Here is a 23,472-nt window from a genome sequence, read left to right as displayed (position 1 = left end):
CGTCCGGGCCTCCGCTGCACACAGCGGCACCGCCACCAGCGGTGTTACATCGACTCAGGCCGTCCGCAGCTCGTCGAGGGCGATGCTGACGCGCAGGAAGAGCAGGCCGACGCCGACCGTCACCAGCACCGCGACCGTCGCGCCGGCCCCGAGCCAGGCCAGGTGTTCCAGGGGTACGTCCGGCACCCGCTCGGCCCCGGGGGTCTCGACGATCCGCGTGTACCGCTCGCGGGTGGCCGGGTCGTCGCAGAGCGCGGCCGTGGCGTTGCAGACCTGCGCCGACGACCCTCCCGTCGCCGCTCTCGGGAAGAGCCCTCGGCCGAGCAGTTCGCCCACGGCGAGCGCGAGCAGGATCGCCGGCACCGCCGGGGTCAGCGCCTGCCAGGCCACCGAACGGCTCAGCGTGCCGCGCGGCACTCCCGTGGCGACCAGGGCGGCGTAGGCGCGTCGACGGGCGACGATCCCCTCGACGAGCGCGACCATCAGTCCACCCGCCGCGATCAGGATGGCCACCGCGACGGCGGCGTCGACCAGGTCCATGGTGGACAGGTAGAACGGGTCGGCGCCCCCGTCCGCCCCGGCGAGCTGGCTCTGGGCCCGTTGGAGCTGGTCCTGGGTGACGAAGTAGGCGCGCAGGGCGGCCGCCCCGGCACCGAAGATCACCGCGGCCAGCAGCGCGGCAAAGGTCCGGCTGCCCGCCCACGGGTCGGCCATCAGCCGGCCCGCCGCGAGCAGGGCCGGCGGCCGGCGGGCGTACCGCCGCAACAACCGACCGCAGGTGTACGAGATCCAGCCGGTGCCGATCACCACCCCGATCATCGCGGCGAGCGCACCGGCCACGAACAACAGTGGCACCAGCCAGCCCAGCACCTCGTCGTTGCCGTCGAACCGGTACGCAACCGGGCGGACCGCCGCGAACGAGGCCACGCCGACCCCGATCAGGATGCCGGCCCACGGCCGCGGGCCACGCTCGCGAGGGGCCCTACGGCTCACCCCGAGCGGACTCGCGGTGACCGTCCGCAGCATCAGGGCGGTGGCCAACGCGGCGAGCACCGGCAGGCCCAGCACCACCGCCGCGATCGCACCTGTCGACGGCAGCACGTCGGTGGGCAGCGCCAGCCGACCCTGCGCGTCCGGCCGGTGCAGGATCTCCCGACCGCCCAGGTGGAGGCCCAGCCCGGCGAGCGTGCCCAGCAGGGCGGCCACCCCGGTCTCCAGCACCGCCAGCCGGGTGACCTGACCGGGGGTGGCACCGGCCAGCCGCAGCGCCGCCAGCCGGCGGTCCCGGGCCGGAGCGCCGAGCCGGGCGCACTGACCGGCCAACGCCAGCACCGGGATGGTCAGCATCAGCAACGCGAACGCCGTCCCGCCGCGCAACCCGGGCTCGCGCAGCAGCGCGTTGCGGTACTGCTCCGACTCCGTCCAGGCGTCGCCGGGCGGCTTGTCGATGGCCAGCACGGTGAGGGCCGCCAGCCCGGCCAGGGTCGCCAGCAGGGCGCTGAGCGCCGTGAGCACCACCCGGGCGGTGTCGGTGCGGGTGCCGGCGAGAGCGAGCCGGACCAGCGTCCCCGGTCTCACCGCGCGCCGCCGGCCAGCGGCACGTCGAGCCCCAGGCCGGTGTGGTCCACCAGGCCGTCGCGCAGCATGATCTCCCGATCGGCGTACGCGGCGATCCGCGGCTCGTGGGTGATAAGCACGACGGAGGTGTGCTGCTCACGGGCGAGCCGGACCAGTTGGGTGAGGACCTGCTCGCCGGTGAGCGTGTCCAGCGCGCCGGTCGGCTCGTCGGCGAAGAGCACCCGCGGCTCGGTGACCAGCGCCCGTGCCGTGGCGCAGCGCTGCTGCTGACCGCCGGACAACTCACCCGGCCGGACGTCGGCCAGCTCGGCCACCCCGAACCGTTCCAGCCAGGTGAGCGCCGCCGTCCGCGCCTCTCGCCGCCCCGTGCCGGCGAGAAGCAGCGGCAGGGAGACGTTCTCCGCCGCGGTCAGCTCGGCCACCAGCTGGCCGAACTGGAACAGCACCCCGAACTCGGTGCGCCGCAACCGGGACCGGGCCGCCTCCGACCAGGTGTCGATCCGGTGACCGCGCCAGGTGACCTCACCGGCGTCCGGGCGGAGGATCCCCGCCAGGCAGTGCAGCAGGGTCGACTTGCCGCAGCCACTGGGACCGGTGACGGCGACGATCTCGCCCTCGGCCACGTCGAGCGTCACGCCACGCAGGGCGGGCGTCGGGCCGTACGCCCGAACCACGCCGCGAGCCTGGAGTTGCGTCACGGATGCACCTCCCGGTGCCAGTCGGCGACCCGGTCCAGGGTGGCGCGCAGCCACCGCAGGTCGGCGTCGAGGTGGTCGATCGCGAAGTCGGCCGCGATCACATCGCTGAGGGTGGCGGCCGGGTCGGCCTTGGCCGCGGTCAACTCGCGCAGCCGTGCGCTGTGCGCGCCGCGCTGGGCGATCAGGTAGGACCGGGCCCGGTCGACGTCGGCGACAAGCAGCGCCACCACGACCTTGGTGAAGAGCGTGCTGGCCACGTACGGCATGGGTGGCTCGACGGTGGACAACCACTCGTCGAGCGCGGCCCGGCCCGGGTCGGTCAGCGCGTACGTCGTGCGGTCCGGGCCGGCCGCCCGGTCCTGACCGGCGGCGGCCACCAGGCCGTCGCGTTGCAGGCGACCGAGGGTGGCGTAGACCTGCCCGAAGGCCAACGGCCGGGCCCGGGGCAGCCGCTCGTCGTGCGCGCGCTTGAGGTCGTACCCGTGCCGGCTGCCAGCAGCGAGCAACCCGAGCAGGACGTGCGACGTGGACACCCCACCCACTATTCACCAAGCGAATACCCCGAGTCAACGACTCCAGGTGGGGGCGCGGCCGGTCCGCGACAGGAGGTGGGCCAGGTCGGGCGCTCCGGGGGCACCGGCTGCTGGTGGGTCTTCAGGAACGAGCGCTTCCATGACGAGGCACCGAAGACGGCACCACCCGCTCAGCGGCGGCGCAGCACGACCACTGCCACGTCGTCCTGGATCTCCGGTGGGGCCAGCTCCATCAGCAGCCGCTCGCAGAACCGGTCCAGGTCCTCGTCGACGGTGCCGGTCAGCGCGGCGAGCGCGGCCAACCCCTCGTCGATGGTGGCGTCCCGCCGCTCGATCAGGCCGTCGGTGTAGAACACCAGCGTCGCCCCGGCCGGCAGCACGAACTCCAGATCGGCCGGGCGGGGGGCGCGGACGCCGAGCAGCGGTGCCGAGTGCTGCACGAACTCGACCTTGCCGTCCAGGCTGAGCACCGGTGGCAGGTGACCGGCGCTGGCCAACCGGACCCGCCCGGTCGGCGGGTGCAGCAGCAGCACGCAGAGCGTGGCCAGCTCGTTCGGCAGGAGCGTGCGCATCAGCTCGTTGACCCGGTGCAGGATCTCGCCGGGCTGGTGCCCCTCGACCGCGTACGCCCGCACGGCGTGCCGCAGCTCGGCCATCACGGTCGCCGCGTGCAGCGAGTGACCGGCCACGTCGCCGATCGCCAGGAGCAGGTGCCCGTCGAGCATCACCAGCTCGTAGAAGTCGCCACCCACCTCGGTCTGCGCGCTGGCCGGCTCGTAGCGCACCGCGAGATCCAGTCCGGCCACCTGGGGCAGCCCGCGCGGCAGGAGGCTGCGCTGGAGGGTGACGGCGATCCGGTGCTCCTCGTCGAACGAGCGCTGCGCCTCAACGGCCGCCGCGACCGCCTGCGCGAGCTGCACGAGCACCGGCGTCCGCGCGGTCTGGGTGGCGGTGGGGACCACCACGTACAGCGGGGCCCGGTCCTCGCGGAGCCGGGCGGCGGCCACCGTCACCGAATCGCCCGCCGGCCAGCTGAGCAGCCCCCACTGCGCCGGCTCCTGGACCCGCACGGTCGCCCCGGTCGGCACCCCCGTGTCGTCGACGACCCACGGCACCACGTCCGCCTTCAGGCCCGGGCCGGCGCAGATCCCCGCGAGACAGTCACCGTCGAACGTCTCGGCGACCACCGCCGCCGGGCTCTTGAAGATCTGCGCGGCGCCCTCGGCGGCGGCCTCCAGCAGCCGGGCGAAGTTCAGCGCGGCGTGCACCGCCACCGTCGTGTCGGCCAGCACGAGCAGCCGCTCGGCGAGCAGTTCCGCGCGCTTGCGGGCCTGGTAGTAGCGCAGCACCGCCCGCGTGGTGGCGATCAGCTCCTCCGGCTCGATGGGCTCGGTCAGGTAGGCGTCCGCACCTCGGGTGAGGCCCTGGGCCCGGTCGGCCACGTCGACGGCGTGCGCCGACACGTGGATCACCGGCGTCGCCGGGTGCCGCTCCTTGATCCGTTCGCAGACCTCGTACCCGCTGAGGTCGGGCAGCCGGACGTCGAGCACGACCAGGTCGATCCGCTCCACCTCGACCCGGGCCAGCGCCTCGGCGCCGTTCTCGGCCTCCAGCACGGTGAACCCGGCCCGAGTCAGCCAACTGACCAGCAGGTAACGCTTTGTGCGACTGTCATCGACCACCAGGACGGTCGCCGGCATGGCGTCCACCGTCACGCTCCGCCGGTGGGCAGGGAGACGGTGAACGTGCTGCCCCGGCCCGGTTCGCTGGCCAGCTCCAGTGTCCCGCCGAGCAGCGTCACCAACCGCCGGGCGTACGGCAGGCCCAGGCCGGTGCCGCCGACACGGGTGGCGCCCGGCACCTGGTAGAACTCCTCGAAGATCCGATCGTGCAGTTCCGGGGCGATGCCCGGGCCGGTGTCGCTGACCTCGAAGCTCCACCGGTCGCCGTGCCGCTGGGCACGCAGCCGCACCTGGCCGCGTTCGGTGAACTTCAGGCCGTTGTGCAGGAGGTTGCGCAGCACCTGACCGAGCAGCACCTCGTCGGTGCGCAGCAGGGCGGGCGCCGGCGGCTCATCCACCACCAGCTCGACCCCGGGGCGGGTGGCGAGCGCGCGCAACGTGCCGCGCAGCTGGCCGAAGAGCGGACGCAGGTCGACGTCCGCCCAGTCCGGCTCGATCCGGCCGGACTCGGCCTTGGCCAGGTCCAGAAGTTCGTTGACCAGCCCGAGCAGATCCTCCGCCGAGGAGCGGATCAGACCGACCTGGCGGGCCTGCTCGGCGGTGAGCGGGTCGGAGGACGAGTCGGAGAGCAGCCGACCCAACCCGATGATCGCGGTGACCGGGGCGCGCAGCTCGTGGCTCACGTTGGCCAGGAACCGGCTCTTCGACTCGCTGGCCGCGCGCAACTGGGCCGATTTCTCGTCCAGCTCGGCGTAGAGGGCGACCACACCCCGGTTGGTCTCCTCCAGCTCCTCGGTGAGCTGGTTGTAGAGCGCCAGCACACCGCGGTTGGTCTCGGCCAGCTCGTCGTTCAGCACGGCAAGCTCGTCGCGCTGGCTGCGTACCTCGTCGAGTGCCGCGATGAGCTGCCCGTTCTGGACGGTCAACTCGTCCAGCGCGCTGGCCGGCGCGGTGCGGCCGAGTTCGGTACGGAACTCGGCGAGCCGCTCCGGGGTCGGCATCGGCGCGCTGGCCGGGACTCGTCGGGACATCCTCACGACCGTAACCCCCTCGACGGTCGACACGCTCAGTGTGTCGACCAGTCGGGACACCGCGCCGGACTGCGGCTCGTACCGGCCGTCGGGCAGTGGGGTCACCGGTGCCAGGTCGGCGCGGAGGTAAAACCGCCCGTCGACCCCCGCGTCGATGTGGAACGAGACGTCCGCGCCGCCGGTCGTCCACAGCAGGTCCCGGGCGACCTCACTGAGCGCGGTCGCGATCCGTACCTGGTCCTGATGTTCGAGCCCGACCACGGCGGCCACCTCGCGACCCCGCTGGCGGATCACGAAGATGTCCTGCTCTACCCGCAGCGCCATCTGCAACAGCGGTGGCGCGGCCGGCTCCGCGGTCATGTCCAGGACCTCGCGACCAGTACGCAGGCGTCGTCGCGTCGTACCCCGGCGTCGCGCAGCAGGGTGGCCGCCATGACGAGCGGTGACTGCTCGACGAGACCCGGGTAGTCGGTCAACCGCCACCGGTCGACCACCCCGTCGCTGTGCATCACCAGCCGGGCGCCCGGGCCGAACGGGTAGTCGTACTCCCGGACCGTCGGCCGCTGGTGCCCGGCGATGCCGGGCAGCGACACCAGTCCCCGCCGCTGCCCGTCGCCATCGACGATCACACCCGAGATGTTGCCCAGCCCGGCGTAGCGCAGCATGCCGGCCTCCGGCGCCAGCTCGGCGACCGCGAGCGCGGCGCCCCGGGTGTGCGACATGCTCCGGTGCAGGTGCCCGACGACGGTCGCCGGCGGGCCGGCCGGGGCGTTGCGGAACGCGGCCAGGGCCGCCTCGGTGGCGCCGGCGGCCAGTGGGCCGTGCCCCAGGCCGTCGCTGACCAGCACCTGATGGCGCCCGTCGGTGACCCGGACGGCGTACCCGTCACCGCTTACCGTCTCACCGGTGATCGGCCGGGTGAGGGCACCGGCCCAGGACGGTCGGGGTGGCGCGGCGGGCCAGATCTGTACGGCGAGGACGGTGCCCCGGCCGGGCAGCGAGTACCCGTCGAACCAGCTGGCCTGTCGGACGATCGCGCCGAGGCCGATGCCGAGGGTGCCGCTGGTGGAGTGCCCGTCCCGGGACGAGACGGTCAGGTCGGCCATGCCGGGTCCGGAGTCGATGGCTACCAGTTCCACGCCGGCCTCCCCGGCGCGGCGGACCGGCCGGAGCAGCAGGACGCCTTCGTCGGCGTGCTTGACCAGGTTGCTGGTCAGTTCGGCAGCGACGATGGCGAGGTCGGCGATGCGCGTCGCGTCCATCTCCACCTGTGAGCCGAGGCGTTCGGCGGCGCGTCGGACGGCGCTGGCGGCGCTGCCGGCCTCCACCCGGAACCAGATGCCGCTGTCGGTGACCGCGTCCCCGTTCACCGTGACCACTTGGTCACCGTGATGCGCGTGCCGGTCTCCGCCGACGTCTCGATCTCGAACTCGTCGACCAGCCGACGGGCGCCGCTGAGGCCGAGGCCGAGGCCACCGCCTGTGGTGTAGCCGTCGGTGAGGGCCAGATCCAGGTCGGGGATGCCCGGCCCGGAGTCGGCGAAGACGATCTGTACGCCCTTGCGTCGGCCGTTGTCGACGATCACCACCTCGACCGATCCGCCGCCGCCGTACACCAGGGTGTTGCGGGCCAGCTCGCTCGCCGCCGTGACCACCTTGGTCTGGTCGACAAGTGACAGCTTGACGGCCACCGCCACGGAACGGACCAACTGCCGGACGCGGACCACGTCCTCGTCGCTCCGGATCGCCTGCGCCTGTGGCTGGCCCAGGTCGACGCCCGTGGTCACGGCGTGGCCGTCTCGGCGTCCGGATCGTCGTCGAGCTGGTAGTCGAGCTCGTCGGCGCGGGCCGCCGCGATCAGCTCCATGCCGCGCTCGACGTTCAGCGCGGTACGGATGCCGTTCAGGGACAGCCCCAGTTCGACAAGGGTGATGGCGACGGCGGGACGCATTCCGACCACCACCGTCTCCGCGTCGAGCACCTTGGAGATCGACGCGATGGTGGAGAGCATCCGCCCGACGAAGGAGTCGACGATGTCCAGGGCGGTGATGTCGATGATCACGCCGTGGCAGCCGGTGTCGACGATCCGCTCGGCGAGGTCCTCCTGGAGCTGGACCGCGGTCTGGTCGGACATGTCGAGCTGGATGGAGACCAGCAGGATGTCGCCGATCTTGAGGATCGGCACGCGTTCCATCAGACGTCCCGGCGTGGCTGGCGGCGGGCGGTCTCCACCCCGGTGAGCCGCAGCACGTGACGCAGCGCGTCGGCGAGGCTCGCCTTGGTGGCGATGTCGCCGAACTCGATGCCGAGCGCGACGATGGTCTGGGCGATCTGCGGCCGGATGCCGGAGATGATGCAGTCCGCGCCCATCAGCCGGGCGGCCACCACGGTCTTCAGGATGTGCTGGGCGACCTGGGTGTCGACCGCCGGTACGCCGGTGATGTCGATGATCGCGTACGGCGAGCCGGTGTCGACCAGGGTCTGCAGCAGCCGCTCCATGACCACCTGGGCGCGTGCCGAGTCCAGGGTGCCGACCAGCGGGACGGCGACCACGCCCTCCCAGAGCTTGACCACCGGCGTGGAGAGTTCGAGCAGCTGCTCGGCCTGGTCGGCGATCAGGCTCTCGCGGGTGCGGACGAAGCTCTCGAAGGTGAACAGGCCCAGCTCGTCGACCAGCTTGGAGAAGGCGATGTAGTCGTGCAGCGCGTTGGTGCCGCCGTCCTTCTGCACCAGCTCGGCGAGCACGTCCTTGAGCGCGAAGATGCTGATCGTGGTCTCGCTGGCGGAGAAGCCCTGCCGGGCCCGACCGCGGGACAGTTCGGTGAGCGCGGCGCGCAGCTCGCCGGAGCTTTCGGCGGACAGGTCGACGACGCCCTGCCCGGCGGTGGTGGCGATGGCGCTGTGCAGGTCCTGGACCTGCCGGCGCAACTCGGCCTGGCTGAGCCGGCCACGCAACGAACCGGTGACGATCTCGGTCCACCGAGCCGTGACCTGTTCGGCGTGCCCGCCGAGCAGTGCGGCTAGCCGACCACTTTCCTCGGCGTTCAACGCCATTGCGAAACCCCCCTCGACCTGGACCGGCCGGACTCTATCACCGGGAACTGGCGAACTACTTGCCCCGTGGCAACGGAAATGACGAGGGCCACCGATGGCGGCTCCCGTTCTGCGTACGACCCCGGTCGTGGGATACCGTTCCCCCGATAACAGGAGGTCTGCCAAATGTCCCTGACGGTGCACACGGAACAGCGCGGCGACGTGGTCGTCGTGTCGGTCGCGGGCGAGCTGGACATGGCGACCGCACCGCAGTTGCAGGACCAGATCACCGACCTGCTCGACAAGGGCCGTAACCGGCTGGTGTTCGACCTGGCGGACGTGTCGTTCTGTGACTCGACCGGTCTGTCGGTCTTCGTCCGCTCCAAGAACAGCTGCGACGAGGCCGGCGGTGTGGTGCGGCTGGCCGCCCCGCAGCGCGGTGTGCTGCGCATCCTCGAGGTCAGCGGGCTGGTCGAGGTGCTGCACACCTACCCGACTGTGGATGAGGCCGTCGCCGGCGAACCGTCGCCGGCGTCCTCCTGACCGCTGTCGTTGATCACTCGTCCTCGACGTAGCGGGGACGGGCGATCGCCATGCCCGCCGCCGTCTGCACGGCGAGCGCGGCCAGCAGGAATCCGATGGGCGCGGTCCAGCCGCCGGTGATCTCGTAGAGGATGCCGACCATCAGCGGGCCGAGGGCCGCGATCACGTACCCGGTGCTCTGCGCGAACGCGGAGAGCGCGACGGTCCCCTCGGCGGTACGCGCGCGCAGGCCGATGGCGGTCAGGATCATCGGGAACGCGCCCTGGCCGATCGCCAGCAGGGCCACCCAGAGCAGCGCCGCTCCGCGCGGGGCGAGCGCCAGCCCCAGGTAGGCCAGCGTCGACGCGGTGGTCAGCCCGAGCACCAGCGGCCGCAGGCTGGTCATCCGGCCGGCCACGGTGGGCATCAGCAGCGCGATCGGCACGCCGAGCGCGGTCACCCCGGCGAGCAGCAGCCCGGCGGCCTCCGGCTGGTAACCGGCGTCGCGGAACAGCTGGGCCAGCCAACCCATGATCGCGTACCCGCTGAGTGACTGCGCCCCGAAGTAGAGGGCCATGGCCCAGCCCAGGCGGGTCCGCGCCGGCCGGACCCGGGTGGGCGCGGTGCCGGCCGCCGTCGGGGTCGCGCGCCGTGCGCGCGCCCGGGCGCGCAGCGCCAGCGGCACCCACGGGAGTACGGCCACCGCAGCCATCGCGGCCCAGACGCCCAGCCCGGCCCGCCAGGAGCCGAAGGCGTGTGCGATCGGCACGGCGGAGGCCGCGGCCACCGTGGTCCCCAGGGTCAACGCCATCGTGTACGCCCCGGTGACCAGCCCGGTGCGGTGCGGAAAGTGCTGCTTGACGAGCATCGGCAGCAGGATGTTGGCGACCGCGATGCCGGCCAGCGCCAGCGCGCTGGTGAACACGAAGATCCAGGCCGAGTCGGTGGTGGCCCGCAGCACCTGCCCCGCGGTGAGGGCGAGCATGGCGACCACCAGCACCCGGGCCGGCGCCACCCGGCGGACCAGCCACGGGGTGAGCGCACCGAGGCCGGCGAACGCGATGGTGGGCAGGGTGGTGACCAGACCAGCCATGGCGCCGGAGAGCCCCAGCCCGTCGCGGACCTCGTCGAGCAGGGCGCCGAGGCTCGTCACCACGGCGCGCAGGTTGAGCGCGACCAGCAGCATCCCGACCAGCACGAGCGCCCCACCGGTCGCCGGGTGCGTCCGACGCCCCGCCGGGTCGCGCGCCGGGCGGGTGTCGACGGCGACGGGAGCGGGAGGGGCCGGAGCGGCGATGGGTGGCGGAGTCATGACCTCTAACCTACAATCATGGGATGAATTTGGGACCGGTGATGTAACCAGTGCCACCGTCGGTCGATTCCCCCTCCGCGCCACCGGTGCCGCCTCGCGGCCACCGCGTCCGGCAGACCATCGAGCAGCTCCGGGCCCGGATCCTCGGCGGTGAGTGGCCGGTCGGTGGGCGCATCCCCACCGAGCCGCAGCTCGTCGCCGCGCTGGGCGTGGGGCGCAACACGGTCCGCGAGGCCGTCCGCGCCCTGGTGCACGCCGGGGTGCTGGAGTGCCGGCAGGGCTCCGGCACGTACGTGGTGTCCACCGACGAGCTGGCCCCCGTGGTGGCCCGCCGGCTCGGCGACGACCGGATGACCGAGGTCATCGAGGTGCGGCGCGCCTTCGAGGTGGAGGCCGCCCGGCTCGCCGCGCTGCGTCGTACACCCCAGGACCTGGCGGCGCTCGACGGCGCGCTCGCCGACCGCGAGGCCGCCTGGCACGCGGGCCGGGTCGACGCCTTCGTCGAGGCCGACGCGGCACTGCACACGGCGGTGGTCGCCGCCGCGCACAACGCGATGCTCGCCGAGCTGTACGCCTCGGTCGGCGCCGCCCTGCGCAGCACCGTCGCCCAGGCGATGGGTGACGCGCTCACCCCCGAGCGTTACGTCGACCACGCCCGGCTGGTCGAGGCGATCCGGGCCGGCGAGCCCGGCCGGGCGGCGATCGAAGCCGGCGCGTTTCTGGAGCCAGCTCCCGAGGCATAGGTTGTGCCGGACGGAAAACCGGACACCTCGGGAGTACGGATGCTCAAGGGCTTCAAAGACTTCATCATGCGCGGGAACGTCGTCGACCTGGCGGTCGGTGTCGTCATCGGCGCCGCGTTCACGGGCGTGGTCACCCAGCTCACCAAATCGTTCCTCGAACCGCTGATCCGCGTCTTCGTGCTGCTCATCACGGGCAGCGACAAGGGCCTGGCCGGCACGGCGCCCGAGTTCCGCGGCATCCCGTTCGACTGGATCGCCTTTGTCAACGCGGTGATCACCTTCCTGCTCACTGCGGCGGCGCTCTACTTCCTGGTCGTCTTCCCGATGAACCGGCTGGCGGAGCGGCGCAAGCGGGGCGAGGAGCCGCCGCCCTCGGCGCCGAGCGAGGAGGTCAAGCTGCTCACCGAGATCCGGGACGCCCTGGTCTCGGCCGGGCACACCACCCCGGGCCAGCAGCGCGGGGCACTTGACGACGTACTGGGTCGGCGGAACGAGCCGCCGGCGCCGCGCTGACCCGAACGGATGCACATCGGCCCCTGTGGGAATCCCGCAGGGGCCGCACGTTCTCGTACGTGTGTTCGATAGAGTCCCGCCATGGAGCAGCGAAAGCACTGGTGGAACGGGAAGTGGGGGCGGCTGGCCCGGCGGGACGTCTTCCTGCGGGTGGACGCCGACCGGTGGCACGTCGAGCAGCGGGCCGGCGGCGCCGAGGGCATCTCCCGCTTCTACGAGTACGGCAGTGCGGACGAGGCCGAGGAGACGGTCCGGGCCCTCCTCGACGGCACGGACACCTGGCGGGAGCTGTCTCCCCGCCCGCCGGGCAGCTGGACTCTCCCGAACAGCTGAGCGCATCGTCGGCATCCCGGCGTGTCGCTCGCCATCGTTGCGCAGCGCCTGGAGGCGGTACCGCCCTCGACCGTTATGACTCTGCGGCATATTTATGCCACCGAGTCATACCGCTCTCCAGCCATCGCGCGCCGGCTGACCAGCAGGTCGGGTGAGCGGCGCATCGCTGCCGCCCCGGCGACCCACCCCCGGCGTTTAGTGGCGCGCCACCCCGGGAACCGCTGAGGGATGGACCAGCAGGACGAGCAGCAGGCGACCATCTCGCGGATCACCACCGGGATGCCGGTGATCGACTCCGCCGGCACCGAGGTCGGCACCGTGGACCTCGTCCAGCGGGGCGACCCGAACGCGGTGACCGTGCAGACGCCGACCGCCGACCCGGGCAGCAGCCTGGACGAGCTGATCGAGGCGACGGCTGTCGAGGAGCCGGACGTGCCGGCCGACTTGGCGGCTCGGCTGCTGCACACCGGCTACCTGAAGGTCACCACCGAGCTGACGCGCACCGGCGCGGTCTACGTACCGGCTGACCAGATCGGAGCGGTGGCCGACGGTCGGGTGCGTCTCGCCGTGGGCGTGGCCGACCTGCCTCCCGAGGAGTAGTCCACCGGCCTCAGGACGACGCCCGGATGGCACCACTTCGCTGATCCGGTGTGGCTCTTTCCGGAGTGTCGGGCGGAGCCGGAGGAGCCTCGGGGGCGGAATGGCGGGGGAAGAGCAGCAGCATCAGGCAGCCGGCGACCAGTCCCCAGAACGCGCCGCCCACGCCGATCAGCGTCACCCCGGAGGCGGTCACCACGAAGGTGACCACGGCGGCCTCGCGGGTCGCCGGGTCGGTCACCGCCGCCGCGAGCGCCGTGGCGAGCGCGCCCAGCAGGGCCAGGCCGGCGACCGCCTCGATGAGGACCGGCGGGGCGACGGCGACAAGCGCGGTGGCGACGCCGGCACCCAGCCCGAGCAGGGCCAGTCCGACGCCGGCGGTGACCGAGGCGACCCATCGGCGCTCCGGGTCCGGGTGGGCGTCGGGGCCGGCGGCCAGCGCGGCGGTGATCGCCGCGAGGTTCACCGCGTGCCCGCCGGCCGGGGCGGCGAGCAGGCTGGCCAGACCGGTGGCCCGCAGCGCCGCCCCGAACGGCGGCCGGTAGCCGTAGCCGACAAGCACCGCCATGCCGGGCACGTTCTGCGCGGCCATGGTGACCAGGAACAGCGGCAGGGCGAGTCCGACCAGCGCGGACGCGTTCCAGGCCGGGGTGGTCAGGGTGACCGACGGGATCAGCGCGGCACCGCCCAGTCCGGTCGACGGCGAGGTCAGCGCGATCGCCACCACCGCCACGAGCAGCGCGCCGGGCACTGCCCAGCGGCGGGCGAACCGGTGCAGCAGCAGCCAGCCGACCAGCACCGGGCCGGCCACCGTGGGCACCTCGACGAGCGCGCGGACCGGTGCGGTGCACAGCGGCAGCAGCACCCCGGCGAGCATCGCGCCGGCCACCGGCTTCGGGATGGCGGCCACCACCCTGCCGAGCGGCGGGAACAGTCCGGCCGCGACGATCAGCAGACCGGAGACGAGGAACGCGCCCACCGCCACCGGCCAACCGCCGGTCGGCGGCCCGGTCGCCACCAGCAGCGCCGCGCCCGGCGTCGACCAGGCCACGCTCATCGGGATCCGGTGCCGCCAGCCCAGCCAGGCGGCGGCGAGCCCGCACGCCACGCAGAGGGCGAGCAGGCCCGAGGCCGCCTGCGCGTCCGACGCGCCGGCGGCCCGGAGGCCGGCCAGCACGACGGTGAACGAACTGGCGAAGCCGACAAGCGCGGTCACCACACCGGCCAGCACCGGTTGCGCGCGTCCCACCATCCCACCCTCCCAGCGTTCCGTTTACGGAACGACAGCGTGTAGCACGATAGCCGGGTGCCGCAGCACCCACCACCAGCCCGCCGGCCGGGCCTTGACGTGGATCCCGCAGTCGTCGGACGCCGGGTCCGCGCCCTGCGCGAGGAGCGGGGGATCTCGCTGTCCACACTGGCCCGGCTCGCAGGTGTCGGAAAGGCCACCCTCTCCGGCCTGGAGAACGGCACCCGCAACCCGACCCTGGAGACGCTCTGGGCGGTCACCGCGCAACTCGGCGTACCGTTCACCGCCCTGCTGGCCGAACCGACGGCCGAGCCCACCGTGCACGGCAGCGCGGTCACCGCCACCCTGCTGGAGGTGTTCACCGACACCGACGCGACCTACGAGCTGTACCGGATGCGGGTCGCGCCCGGCGTCACGCAACTCTCCCCCGCCCATCAACCGGGCGTCACCGAACACATCACCGTCTTCGCCGGCGTGCTGCGGGCCGGCCCGGCGGACGCCCCGCTCACCGCACCGGCCGGCGGTCACCTGCGCTGGGACTCCGACGTGCCGCACACCTACGCGGCGGTGGGTGACGAGGAGGTCGCGGCCAGTCTGCTGCTGCGTTATCCGCGCCGCTGAGCCCGAATTCGCAATCATTTCTCGACCCGACGCAGGAGCCGTAGAGACGAACGCGGGGTGTTCTTGGCAAGCTTGTCCCCATGACGCTGATCCTCCGCTCGGTCATCCTCAACGACATCGGCCTGGTACGCACCAACAACGAGGACTCCGCCCTCGCCGGTGACCGCCTGATCGCCGTCGCCGACGGCATGGGCGGGCTGCCCGCGGGCGAGGTGGCGAGCGAGATCGTGATCCGGATCCTGGACGAGCTGGCCCCGCCGACCGACCCCGACGGGGCAGCGGACGCCCTGCGTGCCGTGGTCAGCACCGCCAATCAGCGCATCCACGCCGCCATCACCGTCGACCCCACCCGCGAGGGGATGGGCACGACGCTCACCGCGGCGCTGCTCGCCGGGGAGACGCTGGTGCTGGCCCAGGTCGGCGACTCCCGCTGCTACCTGCTGCGCGACGGGGAGCTGACCCAGCTCACCCGGGACGACACGTTCGTGCAGGCGCTCGTCGACCAGGGCACGCTCTCCCCCGACCAGGCCCGGCACCATCCGCAGCGGTCCCTGGTGACCCGGGCCGTGCAGGGCGCCGACACCCCGCCGGCCGTCGGTGTGCTCACCGTCGTCCCCGGCGACCGGCTGCTGCTGTGCAGCGACGGGCTCTCCGACTACGTCGAGGACGACGCCATCGCCACGGCGCTGGGCATGTACGCCGACCGCCAGCAGTGCGGCGAGCAGTTGGTGAAGTTGGCCCACCACGCCGGCGCTCCGGACAACGTCACAGTCGTCGTCTCCGACGTCACGCCTCGCTGACCTCGCCCGACCCGCCCGACGGTCCACCGGACCACCCGGACGGGTCCGGTCGACCTCACTAAGTAGTTGTGCCATCTAGGTTGCGCCGCTAGTGTCCGGCCCTGTGGATTCCGACAGGCGCGGGCAGTGGTTGCGGGGGGTGCTCGACATCTGCGTACTGGCCCTGCTGGCCGAGCGCGAGTCCTACGGCTACCAGCTCGCCCAGGCGCTCGACACGGCGGGTGTCGGGCCGATCCAGGGCGGCACGCTCTATCCCGTGCTGCTGCGCCTGCAGAAGACCGGCCTGGTCACCGCGCAGTGGCGCGAGGGCAGCGCCGGACCGGCCCGCAAGTACTACCGGCTCACCGACGACGGGCACGCGGCGCTCCACGCGGGCGGCAGCGCCTGGCTCACCTTCGTCCGGCCGGTGAACGACATCGTCACGAAGGGGGTCGCCGGGTGAACGCCGACTACTGGCTCCGCGCGCTCACGGCCGAGCTGCACCAGCGCCGGGTCGCGCCGGACGCCGCCCGACACGTGGTGGCCGAGGCCGCCACGCACCTGCGCGAGGGAGGCGGCGACCCCTGGGTCGTCTTCGGCCCACCCCAGCAGTACGCGGGCGCGATCGTGGAGAGCATCGGCACCGCGCCCCCGCCGCGACCCGGCCCGGTCCGGCTGCACGCCGACGGCATCACCAAGCGGTACGGCCGGCGGACGGTGCTGCGCGACGCCTCGCTTACCGTCCGGGCCGGACAGATCGCCGCCGTCGTCGGCGCGAACGGCTGCGGCAAGAGCACCTTCCTGCGGATCTGCGCCGGGCTGATGTCACCCGACGCCGGCGAGGTGACCGTCTCCGGGCGGCTCGGCTACTGCCCGCAGTCCGGCGGCACCGCCGACTTCCTGCTCGCCGACGAGCACTTCGTGCTCATCGGCGCCGGTCAGGGCGTGGCCCGGGGTCCGGCCCGCCGCGCCGGCCGGGTGGCCGCCCGACAACTCGGCTGGGAGGCGGGTGGGGACACCCAGGCCCGGCACCTCTCCGGCGGCACCCGGCAGAAGCTCAACCTGACCATGTCCACGCTCAGCGAGCCCGACGTGCTGCTGCTCGACGAGCCGTACCAGGGCTTCGACCAGGGCACCTACGTCAACTTCTGGGACCAGCTCGGCCGGCTGCGCGACGCGGGCACGGCGATCGTCGTGGTGACCCACCTGCTCAACCAGCTCGACCGGGTGGACATCGTGCTCGACCTGACCCCGACACAACCGTCCGGGTGGGTCGCGCCCGGCGTTCGAGGAGGCCGCCCGTGAACCGGCTCGTCACCGTCGCCGAGATGACCGTACGGGAGCTGCTGCGGCGTCGGGGCGTACTCCTGCTGTTGTTGTTGATGCCGTTGACCTTCTACCTGATCCGGCGGGACGCCTACCTCGGGCAGTCGGTCCGGTCGCTGCTGCTCGGCGTGGGTTGGGCGGTGAGCACCGCCGCGCTCTTCGCCACCAGCGCGGCCCGGGAGCTGGAGCCGAGGCTGCGGCTGGCCGGCTACCGCCCGCACCACCTCTACCTGGGTCGGATGCTCGGCCTGTGGACGGTGGGGCTGGTCATCTCCGTACCGTTCTTCCTGCTCCCCATGCTCGACGGCGCGGATCTTCGGTACGGCGGCCTGGTCGCGGCGATGCTCTGCTCCGTCGCCGTGGCGGCGCCGTTCGGGATGCTGATCGGCACGCTGCTGCCCCGCGAGCTGGAAGGCACGCTGCTGCTGCTCACCGTGGTGACCGTGCAGATGCTCATCGACCCGGCCGGGTCGGGGGCGAAGCTGACGCCGTTCTGGTCGAGCCGGGAGATCGCCACCTGGACGGTGGACCACACCGACGCGGGTTACCTCAGCCGGGGCGTGCTGCACGGGCTCGTCGTCACCGCCCTGCTGGTCCTCGCCGTGGCCACCGTCGCCGGTGTGCGGCTGCGCCGTCGCCGGCACCTGCGTCACCTGCCCGTCGGCTGACGGATCCGGCCAATCCGGTTGCCGGGGCCCTCGCGGCGGGTTGAGATGGGCGGATGACCATCCGACGGGTGACCGCCGACGACCGCCTCACCACCAGTTTCCCGCTGGCCGCGTACGCGTTCGAGTCGTCGCCGCTCGCCGCGACGCGGGTCGAGCAGTTCCGCGACTACCTGCCCTACCACCAGGGCAACACGACGCTGGCCGTCGAGGAGAACGGCGAGACGCTGGCCGCCGTCTCGGCGATTCCGATGCGGCAGAACCTGCGCGGGACGGTCCTGCCGATGGCCGGCGTCGCCGGGGTGGCCACCCATCCACTGGCCCGCCGGCAGGGGCACGTACGGACGCTGCTGCACCGGCTCCTCGACGAGATGCGCGACGAGGGGCACGCGCTCAGCGCGCTCTACCCGTTCCGGCCCAGCTTCTACGCCCGGTTCGGCTACGTGGGGCTGCCCAAGCCGCGCACGGTCACCTTCACCCCCGCCGACCTGGGGTCGCTGCTGCGCGCCGAGCTGCCCGGCGAGATGGGCTGGGAGCGGATCGCCACCGGCTACCCGGTGTGGCGCGCGTTCACCGAACGCTGCCTAGCGCAGCGGCACGGCTTCGCGGTCTTCCCGGACTACCGGGACGCCGGCCTGCGCGACCGGGACGAGCACTGGCTGCTCACCGCCCGGGTGGACGGTGTGGTGACGGGCGCGGTCACGTACCGGATCGACGAGCACGGCGGCACGTTGCACGGCAACGAGCTGCTCGCCACCGATCCGCTCGCGCGGGCGCTGCTGTTGCAGTTCTTCGCCCGGCACGTCGACCAGGTCGAGCGGGTCACCGTCCAGGTGCCGCCGGACGAGCTGCCGGAGCTGTGGCTCACCGACCTCGACGTGCACGTCGAGGCGCGGGTGGGCCGGCCGGGGTCGTCCGCGCCGATGGCCCGACTGCTGTCGCTTGACGCGCTGCGCGGGCTGCCCGCGGGTTCGGGCCGGGTACGCGTCGAGCTGACCGGGGACCGGTGGCTGGCCGGCACGCACCTGCTGGACGGCACGACAGGCGCCCTGGAGGTGGTCGACGGCGACGGCGGCCGGGCGCCGACCGCCACGCTCACCGCGGCCGGGCTCTCCGCCCTGGCGTACGGGGTGCTGGACCCGGCCGAGCTGCCGTGGCGAGGGCTCGGCGACGTCCCGGCCGACGCCGCCGCCGAGCTGCGCGGCATCTTCCCGCGCGCGGTGCCGTACCTCTTCGCCGACTTCTGAGCGCGGTTTGCCACAGGGGTCCCACCGGGTACGGTCCCGGAAACGCCGGAGTGGTTGCAGGCGGGTGGATGGGGACTGCTGGCCGGGTCGGCGCTGCTGATCGGGGCGGCGGTCGGTTGGTTCGCCCGGGTGCCACAGCGCCTCATCGCGTCAATCATGGCTTTCGGGGCGGGAGTGCTGCTCTCCGCCGTGTCGTTCGAGTTGATCGCCGAGGCGCACGAGCAGGGCGGAATGCTGCCCACCGTTCTCGGCGCTACCGGTGGTGCGGTTGTCTACACGCTGGCCAACGTGACTCTCGCCCGACATGGCGCACGGCACCGCAAGCGGTCCGGCGACCAGCAGCCCTCCGAGGGCGACAAGCCCGGCTCCGGTTCGGCGATCGCCGTGGGCGCGCTGCTGGACGGCGTACCGGAATCCGTGGTGATCGGCGCCAGCCTGCTCACTGGTGGCGCGGTCAGCCTGGTCACGGTGGTGGCGGTGTTCCTCAGCAACGTTCCGGAGGGGCTGTCCAGCGCGGCCGGCATGCGCCAGGCCGGCCGGTCCCGCCGGTACGTGTTCCTGCTGTGGACCGGGATCGCGCTGGTCAGCGGGGTCGCCGCGCTGGTGGGCAACACCCTGCTGGGCGGTACACCACCGGAGGTGCTGGCCGCCATCACGGCGTTGGCGGCCGGGGCGATCCTCGCGATGATCACCGACACGATGGTCCCGGAGGCGTTCGAGAACGCCCACCTGCTGGTCGGTCTCATCACGGTCGCCGGCTTCCTGACGGCCTTCGCGCTCTCCCACGCGTGAGCGCGAAGGGCTGCGTGAGTCGGCTGCCGGCGGTCCCGTCGAGCGGCGTTGCTTAGCGGCGCATTAAGCCGGCGCGGTGGATTCGTCGTGACGCCGTCGGGGCTCCTAGCATCACCCGGGTGCGCATGACGTCGCTTGCCGCTCTGCTCGTCCTCGGTGTCGCCACCGCGACCCTGCCCGCCTGCGGGTCCACCGATCCGGCTCCGGCCGGCGCGTCGACCACCCCGGAGGCCACGCCGGACGCCCTCTCGATGGGCGACCAGGGTGTCGCGCCGGCGGGCCGGGACGGTCTCGGTGGCCCCGGGGCCAGCGCGAGCCCGAAGCCGACCGTCCCGGCCGCCAAGGCGCTCGCGGCCGGCAACCCGAACGGCCACGCCACCGTGCCGACCGAGGCGCGCGCGGTGGACACGTCGAAGCCGACCCGCACCATCGGCACCGGCACCCCGGCGAGCTGCACCTCGGCGGCGGTGGTGAAGGCCGTCGCCGCCGGGGGCGTCATCACGTTCAACTGTGGACCGGCCCCGGTGACGATCAAGATGGCGGCCACCGCGAAGGTCCGCAACGCCAACGGGCCGAAGGTCGTGCTCGACGGCGGCGGCAGGGTCACGCTGAGCGGCCAGGGCCAGCGACGCATCCTCTACATGAACACCTGCGACGAGGCCCAGGGCTTCACCACCTCGCACTGCCAGAACCAGGACCACCCGCAGCTCACCGTGCAGAACCTGACCTTCGCCGACGGCAACTCCACAGGCGACAAGGCCGAGGGTGGCGGCGGTGGCGCGATCTTCGTCCGCGGCGGGCGGCTCAAGGTCGTCAACTCGCGCTTCGTCGGCAACCGCTGCGACCGCACCGGCCCTGACCTGGGTGGCGCTGCCGTCCGGGTGCTGAGCCAGTACGAGAACAAGCCGGTGTACGTGGTGAGCAGCACCTTCGACGGCGGCTCCTGCTCGAACGGAGGGGCGCTGAGCAGCATCGGCGTGTCGTGGGTGGTGCTGAACAGCCTGCTGAGGAACAACGAGGCGATCGGTAGCGGCGCCAACCCGGCCAAGTCGGGTACGCCCGGTGGCGGCAGCGGCGGCGCGATCTACTGCGACGGCAACGAGTTCACCGTACGGATCGCCGGCACCGTCATCGAGAACAACAAGGCCAACGAGGGCGGCGGCGCGATCTTCTTCGTGAGCAACAACCGCACCGGCACCATGAAGATCGAGAACTCGACGCTACGCCGCAATCCGAGCGGCAAGTTCGAGACCCGTGGCTACCCCGGCATCTTCTTCCTGGGCGCGCGGAACCCCACGGTGACCGGCTCCAAGCTTCAGTAGGGGTTGCCCTGGCCCGGGGGCCGGCCGGCGAGGAGACCGCTGGGGCGGCCGGGTTGGTTCGGCGCGGCGGACATGGGCGGACTGCCCGTGTGGTCACCGCCGGCCATCCCGAGGAACAGTTCCTTGAGGGCGGTGAGCGCGTCGATCTTCGGTGACCAGCCCAGCTCGGTCTCCGCCCGCTCACTGGACATCAGCGGCGCGTTCAGGCCCAGCTTCACCCAGCCCGCGTCGACCGGTTGCAGCCGCGCCCGCCAGGTCAGCGCCGCCGCCACCCGCAGCACCGGCGCCGCGACAGGCACCGTCCAGCCGTGGAAGTGCCGGGCCACCAGCTCCGGAGTCAGCACCGGGTCCGCGGCGACATTGAAGGCGCCGCGCGCATCACCCAGAACCGCCCTGGCGTACGCGTCAGCCACGTCATCGGCGTGCACCGCCTGCATCCGCAGCCGGCGGTTCGTCGGCACGAGCGGGATCCGACCGAAGCGCAGCAGCCGCACCGGCGCGAACGGGCCCAGGAAGTAGCGGGTGATCTCCACCCCGGCGTCCCGCTGGAAGATCAGCCCAGGCCGCAGCCGCACCACCCGCAGCTCGGGACGCTCCCGCTCCAGCCCGTCCAGCAGCGCCTCGACCTCCGCCTTGTGCTCGCTGTACGACGACCCCGGCACCCCGGTCGCCGGCCACCGCTCACTGATCGGGTGATCCTTCGGGCCGGGCGCGTACGCGCCGACCGACGACGCGTACACAAGCGCCGGCACCCCGGCCCGGGCCACCGCCTCGAACACCGCCCGGCTGCCGTCGACGTTGGTCCGGCGCAGCACCCGCTGATCATGGCTGGGCTGGATCTGCCAGGCCAGGTGCACCACCGCGTCCGCACCGGCGAAGATCTCGGCGAGCTGCGGTGGGGCAGTCGGCGCGCCGATGTCGCAGGAGTGCCACTCCACCTGGTCGTACGGCGTACCGGCGTCCGGGCCGGGCAACCGTCGGGCCACCCCGGCCAGCTCCACACCCCGCTTTCGGCGCAGCCGCCGCAGCACCGCCGTACCGACGTTGCCGCTCGCCCCCACCACCACGATCCGCATGCCCGACCCCGTACCCGCCCAGCACGGCCTCAACCGCCCGGCTCTGGCCTCGCTTGATCGACCCGGCGTGCTGCCTTCCCGATCAGGGGCGCGGCGAGTTCCGGACCCAGCCGTGCTTCTCCTTGCCGCGCCGGCCCGCGGTGGCCGCCAGGCAGCGTGGGCAGATCCAGCCCACCGCGTCCGCCTCGGTGAGCACATCGGTGCCCGAATAGTCGAAGCGCACATGCGGGAAGCGACGCAACCTGGTCCGGCTGAGCGCCAGCCCGCAGACGGTCTGGTTCTGGCCGGGCAGCCAGGCGTGCACCTCGCCACCCGGCTGTCGTACGCCGTCCGGCCCGATCTCCTCCCCGGACGCCGCCACGGCCGGGTTGCCGCTCACTCTCATGCCCAACCGGTTCCCCAGCCTCCCTCGACCATGCACCGTGGCTGGGTGATCGCTTGATCCACTCCACATCGCCGACCTGGCGGTATCCACCGCCCCATCGCCGCTCTGGTGATGATCAGGAGTGGTCCGGGCCGGCGCCGCCGGGCATCGACGGCCGGCCGGAAGCCGAGAGTCGGCGACGCTGACTGTCAGGTAACCTGAGCGCGCGGGCCGCTAGCTCAATGGCAGAGCTGTGGACTTTTAATCCATAGGTTCAGGGTTCGAGTCCCTGGCGGCCCACTCCATGACGTGATCTCGCTGATGACCTGCGTTTCTGCGGTTCGCATGACCGGAGGGCGCGTCCAGTAGGTAGCGGTGCGCGAACCACAGGGATGGCCGCATGCTGCGGTACGCCGCCGCTTGGTGGATACGGACCCGGCGAGGTTCCGCGCTTTGTTTGCGAGGTTGGGGCTGGGGGCCTCTGGTCGGCATCAGGCGTTGATGGAGCCGGTTCGGTTACACCTTGAGAACGTCCACGTCGTACAGCGCTATAGACGCGTCGCGGGAGGCCAGGGTCAGACTTTCAGTGATCGCTTGGGCCACCAGCATGCGGTCGAAAGGATCGCGGTGATGCGGTGGCAGGCGGCCGGCGGCGATGGCGTGCGCGTGGGTCACCGGGAGTTCGCGGAAGCCCATGTCTCTTACCCGCTCTGCGAGGTCGGGGGGTCCGGCGAGCTTCCCCGTGCTCTGTTTGATGGTGATCTCCCATAGAGTGACCGGGGAGAGGAAGATGTCCGGCTCGTGGCGTAGTCGGTCGAGGAACTCGGTGCCGAGGGTCGCGTCGCCGGTGATGGCCCAGAGCGCGACGTGGGTGTCGAGCAGCAGGGTCATGCGCCGATGCCGAAGTCGGCGGCGATCTCGGCGTTGGTCTGTGGTGAGTCCCAGTCGCCGGAGAGATCCAGTTGCCCGGCGAGGGAGCCGACTGCGGTGCGGTTGGCCCGCCGAACCAGCGGCACGACCTTCGCCACCGGCGTACCGGCCCGGTCGATGATGATCTCCTCGCCGTGTTCCACCCGTTCGATGATGCGCGACAAATGGGTCTTGGCATCATGCATGTTGTAGTGCACGGCCTCAGCCGACATGGCGCAACCTCCTCGGTTAGCTAAGGGCCTAGTTTAGCCTGCTTGGCCCCATGCGCTAGCGGTTCGGCTGCTTGGTTGGGTCACTAGACGCCGTCCGAGTCCGTGATCTGAGCACAGTCAGGGTCAGCGGATCACCGCTGATCGTGGCGGTGGGGTTCGCATGGTGGTACCTCCGGCCCACCATTCAGGGGTCTGCTGCACCGATAGGTGACATCTGAGTTGGCTTGCCCTGGTGGCGGGCTGGAAGGATGTTGCTGTGCCCAAGCCCTACCCCCGTGAGTTCCGCGATGACGTTGTGCGGGTGGCCCGTGATCG

The 23,472-nt window shown here is 72.4% G+C and carries 28 protein-coding genes and 1 tRNA gene; 14 read left to right on the top strand and 15 right to left on the bottom strand.

Annotated features, from left to right (window positions below):
• Nucleotides 1–54: 54 nt before the first annotated feature.
• From FHG89_RS26310 to FHG89_RS26270, 9 genes are all read right to left on the bottom strand, one after another.
• Nucleotides 55–1,578, bottom strand: coding sequence for an FtsX-like permease family protein (locus tag FHG89_RS26310; protein ID WP_139587093.1), 1,524 nt, complete (start codon nucleotides 1,576–1,578; stop codon nucleotides 55–57).
• Nucleotides 1,575–2,276, bottom strand: coding sequence for an ABC transporter ATP-binding protein (locus FHG89_RS26305; protein WP_139587092.1), 702 nt, complete (start codon nucleotides 2,274–2,276; stop codon nucleotides 1,575–1,577). The genes FHG89_RS26310 and FHG89_RS26305 overlap by 4 nt, the downstream gene beginning before the upstream one ends.
• Nucleotides 2,273–2,809 carry a PadR family transcriptional regulator gene (locus FHG89_RS26300; protein ID WP_139587091.1) on the bottom strand — a complete coding sequence of 179 codons (537 nt, stop codon included), beginning with the start codon at nucleotides 2,807–2,809 and terminating at the stop codon, nucleotides 2,273–2,275. Before FHG89_RS26300 ends, FHG89_RS26305 begins: the two co-directional genes overlap by 4 nt.
• A 170-nt stretch (nucleotides 2,810–2,979) precedes the next feature.
• Nucleotides 2,980–4,509 (bottom strand): SpoIIE family protein phosphatase, encoded by a 1,530-nt coding sequence (locus tag FHG89_RS26295; protein WP_208761118.1) that lies wholly within the window; start codon nucleotides 4,507–4,509, stop codon nucleotides 2,980–2,982.
• A gap of 11 nt (nucleotides 4,510–4,520) precedes the next feature.
• Complete coding sequence (locus tag FHG89_RS26290; protein ID WP_139587089.1) at nucleotides 4,521–5,882, bottom strand: sensor histidine kinase; 1,362 nt, start codon at nucleotides 5,880–5,882, stop codon at nucleotides 4,521–4,523.
• Nucleotides 5,879–6,901, bottom strand: a complete 1,023-nt coding sequence (locus tag FHG89_RS26285) for a SpoIIE family protein phosphatase (RefSeq protein WP_425280221.1) — start codon at nucleotides 6,899–6,901, stop codon at nucleotides 5,879–5,881. Before FHG89_RS26285 ends, FHG89_RS26290 begins: the two co-directional genes overlap by 4 nt.
• Nucleotides 6,889–7,308, bottom strand: a complete 420-nt coding sequence (locus tag FHG89_RS26280) for an ATP-binding protein (protein WP_139587088.1) — start codon at nucleotides 7,306–7,308, stop codon at nucleotides 6,889–6,891. Before FHG89_RS26280 ends, FHG89_RS26285 begins: the two co-directional genes overlap by 13 nt.
• The gene (locus FHG89_RS26275) at nucleotides 7,305–7,715 is read right to left on the bottom strand and encodes an STAS domain-containing protein (protein WP_139587087.1); all 411 of its coding nucleotides are present in this window, start codon (nucleotides 7,713–7,715) and stop codon (nucleotides 7,305–7,307) included. The genes FHG89_RS26280 and FHG89_RS26275 overlap by 4 nt, the downstream gene beginning before the upstream one ends.
• On the bottom strand, nucleotides 7,715–8,575 hold the full coding sequence (locus FHG89_RS26270; RefSeq protein WP_139587086.1) for an STAS domain-containing protein: 861 nt from the start codon (nucleotides 8,573–8,575) through the stop codon (nucleotides 7,715–7,717). Before FHG89_RS26270 ends, FHG89_RS26275 begins: the two co-directional genes overlap by 1 nt.
• A gap of 165 nt (nucleotides 8,576–8,740) precedes the next feature.
• On the opposite strand from FHG89_RS26270, the gene FHG89_RS26265 reads away from it, so the two are divergent.
• Complete coding sequence (locus FHG89_RS26265; RefSeq protein ID WP_139587085.1) at nucleotides 8,741–9,097, top strand: STAS domain-containing protein; 357 nt, start codon at nucleotides 8,741–8,743, stop codon at nucleotides 9,095–9,097.
• A 13-nt stretch (nucleotides 9,098–9,110) separates the two neighbouring features.
• Here the strand turns inward: FHG89_RS26265 and FHG89_RS26260 are convergent, their stop codons facing one another.
• On the bottom strand, nucleotides 9,111–10,388 hold the full coding sequence (locus FHG89_RS26260) for an MFS transporter (protein WP_244295873.1): 1,278 nt from the start codon (nucleotides 10,386–10,388) through the stop codon (nucleotides 9,111–9,113).
• Nucleotides 10,389–10,438: 50 nt separating this feature from the next.
• Here FHG89_RS26260 and FHG89_RS26255 point away from each other — a divergent pair, with 50 nt between their 5' ends.
• The 4 genes from FHG89_RS26255 (at nucleotide 10,439) to FHG89_RS26240 (ending at nucleotide 12,577) form a co-directional block, all read left to right on the top strand.
• Nucleotides 10,439–11,131, top strand: coding sequence for a FadR/GntR family transcriptional regulator (locus FHG89_RS26255; protein ID WP_139587084.1), 693 nt, complete (start codon nucleotides 10,439–10,441; stop codon nucleotides 11,129–11,131).
• Between the two features lie 39 nt (nucleotides 11,132–11,170).
• The gene (mscL, locus tag FHG89_RS26250; protein WP_139587083.1) at nucleotides 11,171–11,644 is read left to right on the top strand and encodes a large conductance mechanosensitive channel protein MscL; all 474 of its coding nucleotides are present in this window, start codon (nucleotides 11,171–11,173) and stop codon (nucleotides 11,642–11,644) included.
• A gap of 81 nt (nucleotides 11,645–11,725) precedes the next feature.
• On the top strand, nucleotides 11,726–11,977 hold the full coding sequence (locus FHG89_RS26245; protein ID WP_139587082.1) for a hypothetical protein: 252 nt from the start codon (nucleotides 11,726–11,728) through the stop codon (nucleotides 11,975–11,977).
• Between the two features lie 228 nt (nucleotides 11,978–12,205).
• Complete coding sequence (locus FHG89_RS26240; RefSeq protein ID WP_139587081.1) at nucleotides 12,206–12,577, top strand: hypothetical protein; 372 nt, start codon at nucleotides 12,206–12,208, stop codon at nucleotides 12,575–12,577.
• 10 nt (nucleotides 12,578–12,587) lie between these two features.
• Here the strand turns inward: FHG89_RS26240 and FHG89_RS26235 are convergent, their stop codons facing one another.
• Complete coding sequence (locus FHG89_RS26235; protein ID WP_139587080.1) at nucleotides 12,588–13,826, bottom strand: benzoate/H(+) symporter BenE family transporter; 1,239 nt, start codon at nucleotides 13,824–13,826, stop codon at nucleotides 12,588–12,590.
• Nucleotides 13,827–13,880: 54 nt separating this feature from the next.
• On the opposite strand from FHG89_RS26235, the gene FHG89_RS26230 reads away from it, so the two are divergent.
• The 8 genes from FHG89_RS26230 to FHG89_RS26195 all read left to right on the top strand — a co-directional run bounded on the left by FHG89_RS26230 (nucleotide 13,881) and on the right by FHG89_RS26195 (nucleotide 20,575).
• A complete protein-coding gene (locus FHG89_RS26230) occupies nucleotides 13,881–14,444 on the top strand; it encodes a helix-turn-helix domain-containing protein (RefSeq protein ID WP_244295871.1) in 564 nt (187 codons plus the stop codon).
• Nucleotides 14,445–14,524: 80 nt separating this feature from the next.
• Nucleotides 14,525–15,244, top strand: coding sequence for a PP2C family protein-serine/threonine phosphatase (locus FHG89_RS26225; RefSeq protein ID WP_139587079.1), 720 nt, complete (start codon nucleotides 14,525–14,527; stop codon nucleotides 15,242–15,244).
• A 103-nt stretch (nucleotides 15,245–15,347) separates the two neighbouring features.
• Nucleotides 15,348–15,686, top strand: a complete 339-nt coding sequence (locus tag FHG89_RS26220) for a PadR family transcriptional regulator (protein ID WP_139587078.1) — start codon at nucleotides 15,348–15,350, stop codon at nucleotides 15,684–15,686.
• Nucleotides 15,683–16,528, top strand: coding sequence for an ATP-binding cassette domain-containing protein (locus FHG89_RS26215; RefSeq protein ID WP_139587077.1), 846 nt, complete (start codon nucleotides 15,683–15,685; stop codon nucleotides 16,526–16,528). The genes FHG89_RS26220 and FHG89_RS26215 overlap by 4 nt, the downstream gene beginning before the upstream one ends.
• Nucleotides 16,525–17,217 (top strand): ABC transporter permease, encoded by a 693-nt coding sequence (locus tag FHG89_RS26210; protein WP_139587076.1) that lies wholly within the window; start codon nucleotides 16,525–16,527, stop codon nucleotides 17,215–17,217. The genes FHG89_RS26215 and FHG89_RS26210 overlap by 4 nt, the downstream gene beginning before the upstream one ends.
• Nucleotides 17,218–17,270: 53 nt before the next feature.
• Complete coding sequence (locus FHG89_RS26205; RefSeq protein WP_139587075.1) at nucleotides 17,271–18,461, top strand: GNAT family N-acetyltransferase; 1,191 nt, start codon at nucleotides 17,271–17,273, stop codon at nucleotides 18,459–18,461.
• Between the two features lie 54 nt (nucleotides 18,462–18,515).
• A complete protein-coding gene (locus FHG89_RS26200; RefSeq protein ID WP_139587074.1) occupies nucleotides 18,516–19,253 on the top strand; it encodes a ZIP family metal transporter in 738 nt (245 codons plus the stop codon).
• A 125-nt stretch (nucleotides 19,254–19,378) separates the two neighbouring features.
• Nucleotides 19,379–20,575, top strand: coding sequence for a hypothetical protein (locus tag FHG89_RS26195; protein ID WP_139587124.1), 1,197 nt, complete (start codon nucleotides 19,379–19,381; stop codon nucleotides 20,573–20,575).
• Here the strand turns inward: FHG89_RS26195 and FHG89_RS26190 are convergent.
• Both FHG89_RS26190 and FHG89_RS26185 read right to left on the bottom strand, forming a co-directional pair.
• Nucleotides 20,569–21,651, bottom strand: coding sequence for an NAD-dependent epimerase/dehydratase family protein (locus FHG89_RS26190; RefSeq protein WP_139587073.1), 1,083 nt, complete (start codon nucleotides 21,649–21,651; stop codon nucleotides 20,569–20,571). The two genes, FHG89_RS26195 and FHG89_RS26190, sit on opposite strands and share 7 nt — an antisense overlap.
• Before the next feature lie 82 nt (nucleotides 21,652–21,733).
• Complete coding sequence (locus FHG89_RS26185) at nucleotides 21,734–22,036, bottom strand: hypothetical protein (RefSeq protein ID WP_139587072.1); 303 nt, start codon at nucleotides 22,034–22,036, stop codon at nucleotides 21,734–21,736.
• Between the two features lie 207 nt (nucleotides 22,037–22,243).
• Between FHG89_RS26185 and FHG89_RS26180 the strand changes: the two genes are divergently transcribed.
• Nucleotides 22,244–22,315: transfer RNA gene (locus FHG89_RS26180), tRNA-Lys, on the top strand.
• Nucleotides 22,316–22,531: 216 nt separating this feature from the next.
• On the opposite strand, the gene FHG89_RS26175 is transcribed toward FHG89_RS26180, so the two are convergent.
• Both FHG89_RS26175 and FHG89_RS26170 read right to left on the bottom strand, forming a co-directional pair.
• Nucleotides 22,532–22,906, bottom strand: coding sequence for a type II toxin-antitoxin system VapC family toxin (locus FHG89_RS26175; protein WP_139587071.1), 375 nt, complete (start codon nucleotides 22,904–22,906; stop codon nucleotides 22,532–22,534).
• Nucleotides 22,903–23,157: a type II toxin-antitoxin system Phd/YefM family antitoxin gene (locus FHG89_RS26170; RefSeq protein ID WP_139587070.1), complete on the bottom strand. Its 255-nt coding sequence runs from the start codon at nucleotides 23,155–23,157 to the stop codon at nucleotides 22,903–22,905. Before FHG89_RS26170 ends, FHG89_RS26175 begins: the two co-directional genes overlap by 4 nt.
• Nucleotides 23,158–23,472: the final 315 nt, after the last annotated feature.

The organism is Micromonospora orduensis, assembly GCF_006228125.1.
Classification (GTDB): domain Bacteria; phylum Actinomycetota; class Actinomycetes; order Mycobacteriales; family Micromonosporaceae; genus Micromonospora; species Micromonospora orduensis.
Note: the sequence above shows the minus strand (reverse complement) of the source record. Positions and strands in the feature narration are given on the sequence as shown.

Bases quoted from the DNA above. Each gene is read 5' to 3' on its own strand.
- FHG89_RS26295 (WP_208761118.1), bottom strand. From the start codon at position 4,509: ATGCCGGCGACCGTCCTGGTGGTCGATGACAGTCGCACAAAGCGTTAC.
- FHG89_RS26290 (WP_139587089.1), bottom strand. From the start codon at position 5,882: ATGACCGCGGAGCCGGCCGCGCCACCGCTGTTGCAGATGGCGCTGCGG.
- FHG89_RS26275 (WP_139587087.1), bottom strand. From the start codon at position 7,715: ATGGAACGCGTGCCGATCCTCAAGATCGGCGACATCCTGCTGGTCTCC.
- FHG89_RS26270 (WP_139587086.1), bottom strand. From the start codon at position 8,575: ATGGCGTTGAACGCCGAGGAAAGTGGTCGGCTAGCCGCACTGCTCGGC.
- FHG89_RS26265 (WP_139587085.1), top strand. From the start codon at position 8,741: ATGTCCCTGACGGTGCACACGGAACAGCGCGGCGACGTGGTCGTCGTG.
- FHG89_RS26260 (WP_244295873.1), bottom strand. From the start codon at position 10,388: ATGACTCCGCCACCCATCGCCGCTCCGGCCCCTCCCGCTCCCGTCGCC.
- mscL (WP_139587083.1), top strand. From the start codon at position 11,171: ATGCTCAAGGGCTTCAAAGACTTCATCATGCGCGGGAACGTCGTCGAC.
- FHG89_RS26245 (WP_139587082.1), top strand. From the start codon at position 11,726: ATGGAGCAGCGAAAGCACTGGTGGAACGGGAAGTGGGGGCGGCTGGCC.
- FHG89_RS26240 (WP_139587081.1), top strand. From the start codon at position 12,206: ATGGACCAGCAGGACGAGCAGCAGGCGACCATCTCGCGGATCACCACC.
- FHG89_RS26235 (WP_139587080.1), bottom strand. From the start codon at position 13,826: ATGGTGGGACGCGCGCAACCGGTGCTGGCCGGTGTGGTGACCGCGCTT.
- FHG89_RS26225 (WP_139587079.1), top strand. From the start codon at position 14,525: ATGACGCTGATCCTCCGCTCGGTCATCCTCAACGACATCGGCCTGGTA.
- FHG89_RS26205 (WP_139587075.1), top strand. From the start codon at position 17,271: ATGACCATCCGACGGGTGACCGCCGACGACCGCCTCACCACCAGTTTC.
- FHG89_RS26195 (WP_139587124.1), top strand. From the start codon at position 19,379: ATGACGTCGCTTGCCGCTCTGCTCGTCCTCGGTGTCGCCACCGCGACC.
- FHG89_RS26190 (WP_139587073.1), bottom strand. From the start codon at position 21,651: ATGCGGATCGTGGTGGTGGGGGCGAGCGGCAACGTCGGTACGGCGGTG.
- FHG89_RS26185 (WP_139587072.1), bottom strand. From the start codon at position 22,036: ATGAGAGTGAGCGGCAACCCGGCCGTGGCGGCGTCCGGGGAGGAGATC.
- FHG89_RS26175 (WP_139587071.1), bottom strand. From the start codon at position 22,906: ATGACCCTGCTGCTCGACACCCACGTCGCGCTCTGGGCCATCACCGGC.
- FHG89_RS26170 (WP_139587070.1), bottom strand. From the start codon at position 23,157: ATGTCGGCTGAGGCCGTGCACTACAACATGCATGATGCCAAGACCCAT.